Here is a 13,134-nt window from a genome sequence, read left to right as displayed (position 1 = left end):
ATTGCATGAACGATTCGCTTCCCCGTCCACTGAACGGCCGTTCGCCTGACGCGCGCCGCGCACGCTTCGCTGCGCTGATGGCGCTCGCCAGCGCGCTGCTGTTCGCCGGCTTCGCGCCCGCGGCCCACGCCGAGCGCGCCGACAAGGACAAGCCGCTCAATATCGAAGCGGACAACATGACGTACGACGATCTGAAGCAGCAGACCGTCTTCACCGGCCACGTGGTCGCCACCAAGGGCACGATCCTCATCAAGGCCGACAAGCTCGTCGTGACGCAGGACCCGCAGGGCTACCAGTACGCAACCGGCACCGTCGCGCCGGGCACGCCCGCCGAAAAGCTCGCCTACTTCCGCCAGAAGCGCGAAGGCCTCGACGAATACGTCGACGGCACGGCTGAGCGCATCGACTACGACGGCAGGCAGGACCTGACCACGCTCACGACGCGCGCCACCGTGCGCCGCCTGCAGGGCCTCTCCACCGTGATGGATCAGGTCCACGGCAGCGTCGTCACGTACGACGGCCAGAACGACTTCTACACGGCGAAGTCGGGCAAGGACGTCGCAGGTCCCGGCAACCCGGGCGGCCGCGTTCGCGCCATGCTCTCGCCGCGCAACACCACCGGCGCACAGCCGACCGCCGGCGCCCCGGCAGCGCTCACGCCGTCCACCAAGCTGCAGGAAGCGCCGCCACAGTGAATACCGTTACCGCACCCCAAAGCTACGGCCGCCAGCTGGCCGGCAAGACGAGCACGCTCGTCGTGCGCAACCTGAAGAAGCGCTACGGCTCGCGCACCGTCGTCAAGGACGTTTCGCTCGACGTGAAAAGCGGCGAAGTGGTCGGTCTGCTCGGCCCCAACGGCGCCGGCAAGACCACGTCGTTCTACATGATCGTGGGCCTCGTGCCGCTCGACGCCGGCGAGATCGACCTCGACGGCCAGTCCATCAGCCTGTTGCCCATTCACAAGCGCGCGGCGCTCGGTCTTTCGTATCTGCCGCAGGAAGCTTCGGTGTTCCGCAAGCTCACCGTCGAGGAGAACATCCGCGCGGTGCTCGAACTGCAGGTGGACGGCAACGGCAAACGTCTGTCGAAAGACGTCATCACCGAGCGTGCCGAAGCGCTGCTCGACGAACTGCAGATCGCGCATCTGCGCGAGAACGCGGCGCTGTCGCTCTCGGGCGGCGAACGCCGGCGCGTTGAAATTGCGCGCGCGCTCGCAACCGATCCGAGCTTCATCCTGCTCGACGAGCCGTTCGCGGGCGTGGACCCGATCGCCGTGCTGGAAATCCAGAAGATCGTGAAGTTCCTCAAGCAGCGCAACATCGGCGTGCTGATCACGGACCACAACGTGCGCGAGACGCTTGGCATCTGCGACCACGCGTACATCATCAGCGACGGCACCGTGCTCGCGGCCGGCGCGCCCGGCGAGATCATCGAGAACGAAAGCGTGCGCCGCGTTTATCTCGGCGAACACTTCCGCATGTAAGTTCCAGGGCGCGCCTCGCGCGCCCACTCACCGCAGTACCGCAGCGCCCGCCCGCGCGCGCGATCCGCATTCGCGTTTTTCCGGCCTTATCTTTCGCGTTTCCCCGTGTAACTCCGCTGTATCGACCTTGCCCCCAAAACGGTGCACGGCAGGGCGAGCGGCGACCCTGTTTGCGCACCAAATTCCGGGCACACGGCAGCGCGGCACACGCTCGTTTTTGCGAATGTCCCGTGGTTTCGTCCGCGTGGCAAACTCTTTACAATGGTTCGCACACCGCCATGAAAGCCAGCCTCCAACTCCGCCTCTCGCAGCATCTTGCGCTCACGCCACAACTGCAACAGTCCATCCGGCTGCTGCAGCTGTCGACGCTCGAACTGCAGCAGGAGGTCGCAACGGCGATCGCGCAGAACCCGCTGCTCGAGAACGAGGACGACTGGATCGCGAGCCCGCTGCGCGTGGCCGCAGACGGCTCGGTCATCGCGCAGCCGCCCACGCCTTCGGGCGCGGAGCCGATGCAGGGCGCGACCGGGTCGACCACGGCATCCAACGGCAGCGGCGAAAACAGCGAGAGCGAGCCGCGCGGCGTGGATGAGTACGACGGCCTCGGCGGCGACTCGAACGGCGACGCGAGCCAGTGGAACCTGGACGACTACGGCCGCTCCGGCAACGCCTCCGACGACGACGACCTGCCGCCGCTGCAAATCCACGAATCGACCACCACGCTGCGCGACCATCTAATGGCGCAGCTGCGCGAAACGAACGCGAGCCAGCGCGACCGCGCGCTCATCACGTTCCTCATCGAATCGCTCGACGAAGACGGCTACCTCAGCGCGACTTGTGAGGAAATTCTTGCCGACATCCCTGAAGAGCTCGAAGTCGACGTCGATGAATTCAATGCGGCGCTAGCGCTGCTGCATAGCTTCGACCCCGCGGGCGTGGGTGCGCGCTCGGCCTCCGAGTGCCTCAAGTTGCAGTTGCTGCGCGTCAATTCGTCGCCCACGCGCACGCTCGCGCTCGAGATCGTGTCGAACCATCTGGAACTGCTCGCCGCGCGCGACTTCACGCGGTTGCGCAAGCAACTGAAGACGGGCGACGACGAGCTGCGCGATGCGCATGCGATGATCCGCTCGCTCGAGCCGTTCCCGGGCGCGTCGTATGGCAAGGCCGAAGCCGATTACGTGGTGCCGGACATCATCGTGAAGAAGGCCGGCCAGAACTGGCATGCCGAACTGAACCCGGAGGTGGTGCCGAAGCTGCGCATCAACCATCTGTACGCGAATATTCTGCGCAATAACCGCGGCGACCCTGGCAGCGGTTCGCTGCGCCAACAGCTGCAGGAAGCGCGCTGGCTGATCAAGAATATCCAGCAGCGCTTTGAGACGATCCTGCGTGTCGCGCAGGCTATCGTCGAGCGTCAGAAGAACTTTTTCGTGCACGGCGAAATCGCCATGCGCCCCTTGGTTTTGAGGGAGATTGCTGATACGCTGGGCCTACACGAATCAACTGTCTCGCGTGTGACAACCGGTAAATACATGCTGACTCCATTCGGGACACTTGAATTTAAGTACTTCTTCGGATCGCATGTTTCGACGGACACCGGAGGCGCTGCATCGTCCACCGCCATCCGCGCCCTCATCAAGCAACTCATAGGAGCCGAGAACACCAAATCCCCTCTTTCAGACAGCCGCATCGCCGAACTGCTGGCGGAACAGGGCTTCGTGGTCGCGCGACGCACAGTCGCGAAGTATCGTGAGGCGTTGAAGATTCCAGCGGTCAATCTGCGCAAGTCTCTTTAGCTTGTTCCGGCTTTCACGGAGCAAGCGTTTTCCGGTCGCTACGCCCGTTGGCGGACATGGCCGGCCGAGTTAGCCCGCCGTCGCAGGCCTTTCGGGGAGCCGCGCACTGGCAGACAGTCGACCGGCATTGCCGCACTTCACGCGTTACGCGGCCATTAGCCTGGAGAAGCACTATGAATCTGAAGATCAGTGGACACCATCTCGAAGTAACGCCAGCGTTGCGAGAATACGTGATCACCAAACTGGACAGGGTGCTAAGACATTTCGATCAGGTAATCGATGGCAATGTGGTCCTCTCGGTCGACAACCATAAGGAAAAGGATAAGAGACAGAAGGTAGAAGTGAACCTTCATCTGAAAGGCAAGGACATATTTGTGGAGAGCGCGAACGGCGACATGTACGCCGCCATCGATCTCGTGGTCGACAAGCTCGATCGCCAGGTCGTACGTCACAAAGACCGCGTGCAGGGACATCAACATGAGGCGATCAAGCACCAGCCTGCGCCCATCATCGAAATCCCGCCGCAGTGATCCCACAGTGTTCCTTGTGGCAATCTGCGCCATGAACCGGGGCTGGAGTCGATAGTTGATCCTCCGCCCCACGAGGCCAAGCCGCCCGAACCGGGCGGCTTTTTCGTGAGTGGGTGCAGTGCAGGGTTTTACCGCTGGGTGCAACCGGAGCACGAGGGTTGCGCTCATGCGTGGCGCATCGCACCATCGGCGTGAGCGCTTGTTCTATAATGATCCAGTCGTATTACGGGGTCTAACGGGGCAATTCGCACCAACAGGTCCCCACGGTCCCGGCACCGGGCTTCGTCGCCAGATCCAAAGCTGCCGCCAAAGCGGGCAGCGGTCGGGGTGTGGAGCATTCAGGCCACGTTTTCGCCTGCCAACATGAATCGTTTAGCCAAAATACTTCCCATCGAGAACGTCGTCGTCGGCCTGTCCGTTACCAGCAAGAAACGCGTCTTCGAACAGGCTGGCCTGATCTTCGAAAACCAGAACGGCATCGCCCGCAGCACGGTTACCGACAATCTTTTCGCACGCGAGCGACTCGGCTCCACGGGCCTCGGCGAAGGCGTCGCGATCCCGCACGGCCGCATCAAGGGCCTGAAGCAGCCGCAGGCCGCCTTCGTGCGCCTCGCCGAGCCGATCGCCTTCGAAGCGCCAGACGGTCAGCCCGTCTCGCTCCTCATCTTCCTGCTCGTGCCGGAACAGGCCACGCAGCAGCACCTTGAAATCCTGTCCGAGATCGCACAACTGTTGTCGGATCGCGAAACACGTGAGCGGCTCCATACGGAAGAAGACCGCGAAACGTTGCATCGCCTGCTCACCCAGTGGCAACCTTGATGTAATACGCGGCGGCGTCTCGCGGGGCGCGCGAGCGGGTACGCGCGGCCGAAGAGCGCGCGCGCGAAGCTCGTTGCAGGGGTGCAGCGCAAGGCGCAAGCAGCCGCGAGCCAACCGGGTCACACAATCTAGTCAGCCGTTAAGCGAGTCATCTCGCGGAGTCACCGACTCATGGACACTTCCAGCATCAACGCCCAAAGCATCTTCGACGACAACGCCACCACGCTGAAACTCAGCTGGCTGACGGGGCACGAAGGCTGGGAACGCGGCTTTTCGACCGAAACGGTGGCCACGGCCACGGCGAGCGCGGACCTCGTCGGCCACTTGAACCTGATCCACCCGAACCGCATCCAGGTGCTCGGCGACGCCGAAATCCATTACTACCAGCGCCAAACCGACGAAGACCGCTCGCGTCACATGGCCGAGCTGATCGCACTCGAGCCGCCGTTCCTCGTGGTCGCCGACGGCATGACCGCGCCGCCCGAGCTGGTGCTGCGTTGTACGCGTTCGTCCACGCCGCTCTTCACCACGCCGATGTCGGCGGCCACCGTCATCGACAGCCTGCGCCTTTACATGTCGCGCATCCTCGCGCCGCGCGCGACGCTGCACGGCGTGTTTCTCGACATTCTGGGCATGGGCGTGCTGCTCACGGGCGACTCGGGTCTCGGCAAGAGCGAACTGGGTCTGGAACTGATCAGCCGCGGCCATGGCCTCGTGGCCGATGACGCAGTGGATTTCGTGCGCCTCGGCCCCGATTTCGTCGAAGGCCGCTGTCCGCCGCTCTTGCAGAATCTGCTCGAAGTGCGCGGCCTGGGTCTGCTCGACATCAAGACGATCTTCGGTGAAACGGCCGTGCGCCGGAAGATGAAGCTCAAGCTCATCGTGCAACTCGTGCGCCGCCCGGACGGCGAGTTCCAGCGTCTGCCGCTGGAAAGCCAGACCGTGGACGTCCTTGGCCTGCCGATCAGCAAGGTCACGATCCAGGTGGCCGCGGGCCGCAACCTCGCCGTGCTGGTCGAGGCCGCCGTGCGCAACACGATCCTGCAATTGCGCGGCATCGACACGCTGCGCGACTTCATGGACCGCCAGCGTCTTGCCATGCAGGACCCCGACAGCCAGTTTCCCGGCAAGCTGATCTGACGCACGAAGACGCGTGGCCGGCGAGGCGCGGCCGGCGAGGCGCGCGATTCACGCCGCGCGCCCTCGAAACAAGCCTCCGCGGCCCGGAGAGCCAATACAGGCGCGCGGATCGGATGCTATGATGACCCAATCGGGTTCATCGACTCTCCCATGCGTATCATCCTGATCACCGGCATTTCGGGTTCCGGCAAGTCAGTGGCGCTCAATGCGCTCGAAGACGTCGGCTATTACTGCGTCGACAATCTGCCGCCGCGCTTTCTTCCGCAACTCGCGCAATATCTCAGCGACGACGGCTACGAACGCCTCGCCGTTGCTATCGATGCGCGCTCGAGTTCGTCGTTCGACGACATGCCGGAGATGATCCGCGACCTGGCGCTTCGCCACGACGTGCGCGTGCTGTTCCTCAATGCGAGCACGCAGTCGCTCATCCAGCGCTTCTCGGAAACACGTCGCCGCCATCCGCTTTCAGGCTCCGCCGCACACGATGCGAACGTGGGCATGCTCAAGTCGCTCGAAGAAGCCATCGAGCACGAGCGCGAACTCGTCTCGAACCTTGCCGAATTCGGCCATCAGGTCGACACGAGCAACTTGAGTTCCAACGCGCTTCGCCAGTGGGTGAAGGTGTTCGTCGAAGGCGAGCGCGGCTCGCTCATGCTCACGTTCGAATCGTTCGGCTTCAAGCGCGGTGTGCCGCTCGACGCGGATCTCGTGTTCGATGTTCGCACGCTGCCGAACCCGCATTACGACGCTCGTCTGCGGCCGCTCACCGGGCTCGATCAGCCCGTGATCGACTTTCTGAATGCGCAGCCGGCCGTCCACGAAATGATCGACGATGTTTATGCGTTCGTCGCGAAGTGGCTGCCGCATTTTCGCGCCGACAACCGCAGCTATCTCACCGTTGCGATTGGCTGCACGGGCGGACAGCATCGTTCGGTGTTCATCGCCCAGACGCTCGCCACGCGCTTTGCCGGCGAGTCGAACGTTATCGTGCGTCACCGCGACGCGCCTCTCGATGTCGGAGAGTCGTCACGGCTGATCGCCTAACCGGCTGCGCATCGCGCGGCCCTTAACCGAAAGCGTTGCGCCATGTCCTCGTCTCCTGCCGTGCTTGCCGATTTGCCGCTGTTCCCGCTGCATACGGTGCTCTTCCCTGGCGGCCTGCTGCCGCTCAAGATCTTCGAAGCGCGATACCTGGACATGGCGAGCGAGTGCTTGCGCGAGCGCACGCCGTTCGGCGTGTGTCTGCTCAAAAGCGGCGCCGAAGTCGCACAGCCCGACGAGACCGCCGTGCCGGAGTCCGTTGGCTGCCTCGCGCTCATCGAGCAATGCGATGTCGAAACCGTCGGCATGCTGCACATCAAGGCACATGGCACGCAGCGCTTTCATCTGCTCTCGCATCGCGTGGAAGCCGACGGCCTGCTAGTCGGCATGGCCGAACTGATTCCCGAAGACATACCGCTAGAAGGCGGCAAGCAGCTCGCGCAGTTCGGCGCGTGCGCGGAAGTGCTCGAACGCATCATCGCGACGATTCGCGAGCGCGATCCCGCGAGCCTGCCGTTTGCTGAGCCGTTTCGCTTCGGAGATCCCTCGTGGGTATCGAACCGTCTCGCCGAGGTGCTGCCAATCGCACTGCGCGCGCGTCAGAAGCTCATGGAGCTGAACGACGCGGGCGCGCGTATCGAAATCGTGCATCACTACATGCAGCAGCATCAGCTGCTTTGATGCGACGTTGACGCTGCTTTCTCGCTGACTCAGATCAGCGGTCCACGCAATCCGTCGAGCAGCTTGCGCACAGGCGCAGGCACCCCATACGCGTCGATATTGGAAAGCGACACCCATGTGCTCTGTCCATCGTTCACTTCGAGCGGCCCGACGTTGCGCTTCAGTTCGATCACGCGCGGCTCGATGTCGAGCTTGAAGTGCGTGAACGTGTGCGTAAGCGGCGCGAGCGTGGAGCTTGAGGCCGCACGCTCAGGCGTCACGCCGAACTCACGCGCGCGCTCGGCGAGCGCGGGTTCGTCGGCCGCTTCGGGCAGGCTCCACAAACCGCCCCAGATACCCGATGGGGGGCGCTTCTCCAGCATCACCGCGTCGCCGTCGAGCAGCACGAGCATCCACGTGCGCCGCGTGGGCACGGTCTTCTTCGGGCGCGCGGCGGGTAGTTCGCGCTGACGCCCCGTCGTATTCGCCACGCAGTCGTCGGCAAACGGGCAACGCGCACAGTCGGGCTTGCCACGCCCACACAGCGTCGCGCCGAGATCCATCAAGCCTTGCGTGTACGCGCTTACATCGGCGTCGCTCGCTTTGGGACCCGGCACGAGCGTTTCGGCGAGCGTCCACATCGCGTTCTCTACGCGCTTTTCGCCAGGAAAGCCTTCCACGCCGAACACGCGAGCAAGCACGCGCTTCACGTTGCCGTCGAGAATCGTCTCGCGCGCGCCGAACGCGAACGATGCGATCGCCGCCGCCGTCGAGCGGCCAATGCCGGGCAGTTCTGCGAGTGCCTCGACCGTCGACGGAAATTTGCCGCCGTGGGTTTGCGCGACCACCTGCGCGCAGCGGTGCAGATTGCGCGCGCGCGAATAGTAGCCAAGGCCGGCCCAGAGCGCCATCACGTCGTCGTCGGGCGCGGCGGCGAGCGATTCGACCGTGGGAAAGCGCTCGAGAAAACGCGCGTAGTACGGAATCACGGTCGAGACCTGGGTCTGCTGCAGCATGATTTCCGAAAGCCAGATGCGATACGGGTCGCGCGTGTTCTGCCACGGCAGATCGTGACGGCCGTGCTCGCGCTGCCAGGCAATCAGGCGCGGCGCAAAGCCGGTGAGCAGTTCAGCGGGATAGGCGCCAGCCGGCAGCGGCGCGGAGGTGGACGAAGTTCGGTACATGTCAAAGCTTGGTGCTTACCGCTGGCAGCGCGGACAGAAATAAGTGGAACGCTGGCCCTGCACGATCTGCTTGATCGGCGTGCCGCACACGCGGCAGGGTTGGCCCGCGCGGTCATAAACGAAGTATTCGAGCTGAAAATAGCCGCTTTGGCCGTTGCTGCCGACGAAGTCGCGCAGCGTGCTGCCGCCCTTCTCGATGGCCGAGGCGAGCACGGCGCGCACGGCGTCCGCGAGCAGTTCGTAGCGCGCGAGCGAAACGCGCCCGGCCGGGGTCGTCGGCCGGATACCGGCGCGGAACAGACTCTCCGACGCATAAATGTTCCCGACGCCCACCACGATGTCGCCCGCGAGCAGTGCCTGCTTGACGGCGACCTTGCGCCCGCGTGTCTCGCGAAAGAGCAGCGCGCCGTCGAAGGCCGGCGTGAACGGCTCGATGCCGAGCCCCGCCAGCAGCGGATGCCCGAGCACGTCGCCCGCTTCGCGCGGGTGCCAGAGCACGGCGCCGAAACGGCGCGGGTCGCGAAAGCGCAGCGTGAAATCGTCGAAGAACCAGTCGACGTGGTCGTGCTTCTCAGCGGCCGGAGGCTTGGGCAGATTGCGCAGCACGCGCAGCGTGCCGGTCATGCCCAGGTGCACGATGAACCAGCCTTCGTCGACCTCGAACAGCAAATATTTGCCGCGCCGGCCAACGGAACGGATCGTGCGGCCGCGCAGCGTACGGGCGAGCGTGGCCGGCACAGGCCAGCGCAATGAGGGGTTGCGCACCTCCACACGCTCAACGCGGCGGCCCGCGACCCACGGTTCGATCCCCCTTCGGGTAACCTCAACTTCTGGCAACTCTGGCATGTCTGGCGGCCTGATTCCGATGCTGGTCCGGGTTGGTCTGCAACTTGCGTAAACGTGTGTGCGCGTTGTGCGCGTATTGTAGCCAGCGCGTTACAATCGACCGAAACATTCGACGGAATTCCATGGAACTGTCTTTCGTTAAGCTGTTCGCGAAGCGTCCCACGACGCCCAGCATGCCTGCCGCCTTCGCGCGTCGCCTCGTAGGGGCCGCTGTTCTCGCGGCCTGGGCGTTGACCACGTCGAGCGCGTATGCGCAGGATCCGTCCCCCGACACGGACGACACTTCCGTCACCATGCCGGACGCTTTCGGTCCCGCCTCGCCCGACGAGAAGAAGGATCTGCCGAGCGTACCGCTGTCGAGCCAGATCGTCTTCCAGGTGCTCGCCGCGGAAATCGCATTGCAACGCGACCAGCCTGCGCCCGCCTTTCAAACGTATCTCGCGCTCGCGCGCGACACGCACGACCCGCGCATGGCGCAGCGCGCGACCGAAATCGCGCTCGCGGCGCAAAGCCCTTCTGACGCACTGACCGCGGTCCAGCTTTGGCAGCAGTACGCGCCCGACTCCGAGCGCGCCGCGCAACTCGACGCCTCGCTGCTCGTGCTCGCCGGCAAGCCCGACGACGCCCAGCCGCTGCTCGCGCGCGAACTGGCGAAAGTCCCGGCTGACAGCCGCGGCCAGGCCATCCTCTCGTTGCAGCTTCTGCTGTCGCGCGGCCCGAATCGCGTGGGCGGCCTGAATGTGCTCAAGACGCTGCTCAAGGACGACTTGAACCGCCCCGAGGCGCAGCTCGCGATCGGCCGCCAGCAACTGCTCGCCGACGACGTGCCCGGCGCGCGCAAGTCGTTCGAGCAGGCGCTCGCGCTCAAGCCCGACTACCTTCCCGCCGCGCTGATGCTCGCGCAGATGGGGCCGGAGGAGCGTGCCGAAGGCATTGCGTCGATCGAGAAGTACGTCCAGCAGAACCCGAAGTCGCGCGAAGGCCGTCTTGCACTCGCGCAAACGTATCTCGCCGCCGACCGACTCGACGACGCACAAAAGCAGTTCGAGATCCTGCACAAGGAGAACGCGAACGACCTGATGCCGCTCATGGCGCTTGCGCTCATCAGCGTGCAGCAGAAGAAGTTCGACGCTGCGCAGAAGTATCTGACGCAATACGCACAACTGGCCGAGAAGAATCCGGCCGCGGACCCCGGTCAGGCCTATATCTACCTCGCGCAACTCTCGGTCGAGCAGAAGGACGATGCCGGTGCGCAGAAGTGGCTCGACAAGATCCAGCCGAGCAGCCAGCAGTACGTGCCGGCCCAGATCACGCGTGCGCAAATCCTGGACAAGGAAGGCAAGACCGACGACGCGCGCCGCCAGCTCGCGAGCATTCAAGCCGAAGATCCGCGCGACCAGGCGCTGATCGCGCGCACCGACGCCGCGATCCTGTTCGACGCGAAGCGCTACCCGGAAGCCGAGGCACGCCTCGCGAAGGCGACCGCCGACTTCCCGGACGACCCGGACCTCACCTATGACTACGCGATGGCCGCGGAAAAGAACGGCCATTACGACATCATGGAAGCGCAACTGCGCAAGCTGATCAAGACGCAGCCTGACAATCCGCAGGCCTACAACGCGCTCGGCTACTCACTCGCGGACCGCAACCAGCGCCTGCAGGAAGCCGACAAGCTGGTTGAAAGAGCCTCGGCGCTCGCCCCGGACGACGCGTTCATCATGGACAGCGTGGGCTGGGTGAAATACCGCCTGGGCGACAATGCCGACGCGATCAAGCTCTTGCGCAAGGCCTACAGTCTCCAGCCGAACGCGGAAATTGGCGCGCACCTCGGCGAAGTGCTCTGGAAGAACGGCGACCAGGACGGCGCACGCGCAGCGTGGCGCGAGGCCCGCAAGCTCGAACCCGACAACGACACGCTCCTGAAGACGCTCAAGCGCCTCCAGGTCAACGATCTCTGATGGCAGATTTTTTCACTTCGGTTTCCTCAAAGGCACTATCCGCTGCGCGCGCCGCCCGCTTTGTGCGGCGCGCGTCGCTTGGCGCAGCAGCGGCAGCGCTCCTTGTACTCGCGGGCTGCGCCACGCAACAGCCGCCGCGCCAGCCGTCCACCTCGAACGCCACGACCTCGCTGACTACACAAACGAGCCGCGCCTATCATGGCCGTTTCGCTGTGCAGTACGTCGACCAGAACGGCCAGCAGCGCAACGCGTACGGCAACTTCGACTGGCGCGAGACCGACTCCACGGTGACGCTGCAACTGCTCAATCCGCTCGGCCAAACGCTCGCGCTCGTCACGTCCGCGCCGTCGCAAGCCACGCTGGAACTGCCCAACCGTCAGCCGCTAACGGCCGACAACGTGAGCACGCTCATGCAGCAGGCGCTCGGCTTCGCACTGCCCGTGGAAGGGCTGCGCTACTGGCTGCAGCCATCGGTTGCGCCCTCGTCGCACGCGCGCACCACGCCCGATCCGCAGAATCCGCAGCGGCTTTCGCAGATCGAGCAGGACGGCTGGACCATCGATTACGTCGCCTATGCAGACACGCCGGGCACGGGCGTGAAGCGCGTCAATCTCACGCGCGAAGATCCGCCGCTCCAGATCAAGCTCGTGCTCGACCAGTAAGCGCGCCGGTTACTGTCAGTTACTGTCTCTCTTCAGCAATATCTGGCCGGCATGCGCCGGCCAGGATTCAGGCATCCGTAAAGCATCATGATCGAAACCCAGGACTCGCTGCGCGACTGCCTAGCGCCCGCGAAACTCAATCTCTTCCTGCACATCACGGGTCGCCGCCCCAATGGCTATCACGATCTGCAGACCGTGTTCCAGTTGCTCGACTGGGGCGACACGCTGCATTTCACGCGTCGCCAGGACGGCCGCATCACGCGCACCGTAGAAGTGGAAGGCGTGCCGGCCGAGCATGACCTCACCGTGCGCGCAGCCACGTTGCTCAAGCAACACACGGGCACGAGCGAAGGCGTCGAGATCGATATCGAAAAGCGGCTGCCAATGGGCGCCGGTCTTGGCGGCGGCAGCTCGGACGCGGCCACGACGCTGCTCGCGCTCAACCGCCTCTGGAAACTCAACTTGCCGCGCGAAGAACTGCAGGCACTCGCACTCAAGCTGGGCGCGGACGTACCCTTCTTCGTGTTCGGGAAAAATGCATTCGCGGAGGGTGTTGGAGAAGCATTGGAGGCTGTACAATTGCCCCCGCGTCATTTTTTGGTTGTGACGCCGCGGGTTCATGTTCCTACTGCCGAGATTTTTTCAGAAAAATCGTTGACAAGGGACACAAAGGCCTGCACAATAGCAGTCTTTCTTGCACAGCAAGCAACGCAAAACGGATGGCCAGAAAGCTTCGGCCATAACGACATGCAAGCGGTTGTCGCAGGAAAATACGCGGAAGTAGCGCAGGTGCTTCGATGGTTTGAGCGTGTCTCGAATAGCATCGCACCAGCGCGGATGACCGGATCGGGTGCCAGCGTTTTTGCAGCATTCGCCAGTCGGTCCGAAGCAGAATCGGCACAAGCCAAACTGCTTGCGGAACAACCGGACTGGAGAAGCGCGGTAGCCTCGAGTCTGAATACACATCCACTCTTCGCTTTCGCGGCATAGTTTTGCGTGGTTGATCGACCTACCG

13 protein-coding genes are annotated in these 13,134 nt (G+C 64.0%); 11 read left to right on the top strand and 2 right to left on the bottom strand.

Annotation, left to right across the window (positions count from 1 at the left end):
- The first annotated feature begins 5 nt into the window (after window positions 1–5).
- The 8 genes from lptA to U5A57_RS01975 all read left to right on the top strand — a co-directional run bounded on the left by lptA (window position 6) and on the right by U5A57_RS01975 (window position 7,490).
- Window positions 6–695, top strand: a complete 690-nt coding sequence (gene lptA, locus U5A57_RS02010; RefSeq protein ID WP_321907687.1) for a lipopolysaccharide transport periplasmic protein LptA — start codon at window positions 6–8, stop codon at window positions 693–695.
- The gene (gene lptB / locus U5A57_RS02005) at window positions 692–1,483 is read left to right on the top strand and encodes an LPS export ABC transporter ATP-binding protein (RefSeq protein WP_321907686.1); all 792 of its coding nucleotides are present in this window, start codon (window positions 692–694) and stop codon (window positions 1,481–1,483) included. Before lptA ends, lptB begins: the two co-directional genes overlap by 4 nt.
- A gap of 278 nt (window positions 1,484–1,761) precedes the next feature.
- Window positions 1,762–3,279, top strand: a complete 1,518-nt coding sequence (locus U5A57_RS02000) for an RNA polymerase factor sigma-54 (protein ID WP_321907684.1) — start codon at window positions 1,762–1,764, stop codon at window positions 3,277–3,279.
- A gap of 173 nt (window positions 3,280–3,452) precedes the next feature.
- Entirely contained in the window at window positions 3,453–3,809 is a 357-nt protein-coding gene (gene hpf / locus U5A57_RS01995) for a ribosome hibernation-promoting factor, HPF/YfiA family (RefSeq protein WP_028201861.1), read from the top strand.
- Window positions 3,810–4,172: 363 nt separating this feature from the next.
- Window positions 4,173–4,628: a PTS IIA-like nitrogen regulatory protein PtsN gene (gene ptsN, locus U5A57_RS01990; RefSeq protein ID WP_028201860.1), complete on the top strand. Its 456-nt coding sequence runs from the start codon at window positions 4,173–4,175 to the stop codon at window positions 4,626–4,628.
- A gap of 171 nt (window positions 4,629–4,799) precedes the next feature.
- Window positions 4,800–5,768 (top strand): HPr(Ser) kinase/phosphatase, encoded by a 969-nt coding sequence (gene hprK, locus U5A57_RS01985; RefSeq protein ID WP_028201859.1) that lies wholly within the window; start codon window positions 4,800–4,802, stop codon window positions 5,766–5,768.
- A gap of 150 nt (window positions 5,769–5,918) precedes the next feature.
- The gene (gene rapZ / locus U5A57_RS01980) at window positions 5,919–6,812 is read left to right on the top strand and encodes an RNase adapter RapZ (RefSeq protein WP_321907682.1); all 894 of its coding nucleotides are present in this window, start codon (window positions 5,919–5,921) and stop codon (window positions 6,810–6,812) included.
- 42 nt (window positions 6,813–6,854) lie between these two features.
- The gene (locus U5A57_RS01975) at window positions 6,855–7,490 is read left to right on the top strand and encodes an LON peptidase substrate-binding domain-containing protein (RefSeq protein WP_321907680.1); all 636 of its coding nucleotides are present in this window, start codon (window positions 6,855–6,857) and stop codon (window positions 7,488–7,490) included.
- Window positions 7,491–7,519: 29 nt separating this feature from the next.
- On the opposite strand, the gene mutY is transcribed toward U5A57_RS01975, so the two are convergent.
- Window positions 7,520–8,653: an A/G-specific adenine glycosylase gene (mutY, locus tag U5A57_RS01970; protein ID WP_321907678.1), complete on the bottom strand. Its 1,134-nt coding sequence runs from the start codon at window positions 8,651–8,653 to the stop codon at window positions 7,520–7,522.
- Between the two features lie 15 nt (window positions 8,654–8,668).
- Entirely contained in the window at window positions 8,669–9,499 is an 831-nt protein-coding gene (gene mutM / locus U5A57_RS01965; protein ID WP_321907677.1) for a bifunctional DNA-formamidopyrimidine glycosylase/DNA-(apurinic or apyrimidinic site) lyase, read from the bottom strand.
- Window positions 9,500–9,621: 122 nt separating this feature from the next.
- Here mutM and U5A57_RS01960 point away from each other — a divergent pair, with 122 nt between their 5' ends.
- The 3 genes from U5A57_RS01960 (at window position 9,622) to ispE (ending at window position 13,109) form a co-directional block, all read left to right on the top strand.
- A complete protein-coding gene (locus U5A57_RS01960; RefSeq protein WP_321907675.1) occupies window positions 9,622–11,457 on the top strand; it encodes a tetratricopeptide repeat protein in 1,836 nt (611 codons plus the stop codon).
- Entirely contained in the window at window positions 11,457–12,119 is a 663-nt protein-coding gene (gene lolB, locus U5A57_RS01955; RefSeq protein WP_321907673.1) for a lipoprotein insertase outer membrane protein LolB, read from the top strand. The genes U5A57_RS01960 and lolB overlap by 1 nt, the downstream gene beginning before the upstream one ends.
- Window positions 12,120–12,206: 87 nt before the next feature.
- Complete coding sequence (gene ispE / locus U5A57_RS01950) at window positions 12,207–13,109, top strand: 4-(cytidine 5'-diphospho)-2-C-methyl-D-erythritol kinase (RefSeq protein WP_321907672.1); 903 nt, start codon at window positions 12,207–12,209, stop codon at window positions 13,107–13,109.
- The last annotated feature ends 25 nt before the right edge of the window (window positions 13,110–13,134 follow it).

Origin of the sequence: Paraburkholderia sp. J11-2 (assembly GCF_905220185.1) — a bacterium.
Classification (GTDB): domain Bacteria; phylum Pseudomonadota; class Gammaproteobacteria; order Burkholderiales; family Burkholderiaceae; genus Paraburkholderia.
This window is presented reverse-complemented; position numbering and strand designations above follow the sequence as displayed.

Bases quoted from the DNA above. Each gene is read 5' to 3' on its own strand.
- lptA (WP_321907687.1), top strand. From the start codon at position 6: ATGAACGATTCGCTTCCCCGTCCACTGAACGGCCGTTCGCCTGACGCG.
- U5A57_RS02000 (WP_321907684.1), top strand. From the start codon at position 1,762: ATGAAAGCCAGCCTCCAACTCCGCCTCTCGCAGCATCTTGCGCTCACG.
- hpf (WP_028201861.1), top strand. From the start codon at position 3,453: ATGAATCTGAAGATCAGTGGACACCATCTCGAAGTAACGCCAGCGTTG.
- ptsN (WP_028201860.1), top strand. From the start codon at position 4,173: ATGAATCGTTTAGCCAAAATACTTCCCATCGAGAACGTCGTCGTCGGC.
- hprK (WP_028201859.1), top strand. From the start codon at position 4,800: ATGGACACTTCCAGCATCAACGCCCAAAGCATCTTCGACGACAACGCC.
- rapZ (WP_321907682.1), top strand. From the start codon at position 5,919: ATGCGTATCATCCTGATCACCGGCATTTCGGGTTCCGGCAAGTCAGTG.
- U5A57_RS01975 (WP_321907680.1), top strand. From the start codon at position 6,855: ATGTCCTCGTCTCCTGCCGTGCTTGCCGATTTGCCGCTGTTCCCGCTG.
- mutY (WP_321907678.1), bottom strand. From the start codon at position 8,653: ATGTACCGAACTTCGTCCACCTCCGCGCCGCTGCCGGCTGGCGCCTAT.
- mutM (WP_321907677.1), bottom strand. From the start codon at position 9,499: ATGCCAGAGTTGCCAGAAGTTGAGGTTACCCGAAGGGGGATCGAACCG.
- U5A57_RS01960 (WP_321907675.1), top strand. From the start codon at position 9,622: ATGGAACTGTCTTTCGTTAAGCTGTTCGCGAAGCGTCCCACGACGCCC.
- lolB (WP_321907673.1), top strand. From the start codon at position 11,457: ATGGCAGATTTTTTCACTTCGGTTTCCTCAAAGGCACTATCCGCTGCG.
- ispE (WP_321907672.1), top strand. From the start codon at position 12,207: ATGATCGAAACCCAGGACTCGCTGCGCGACTGCCTAGCGCCCGCGAAA.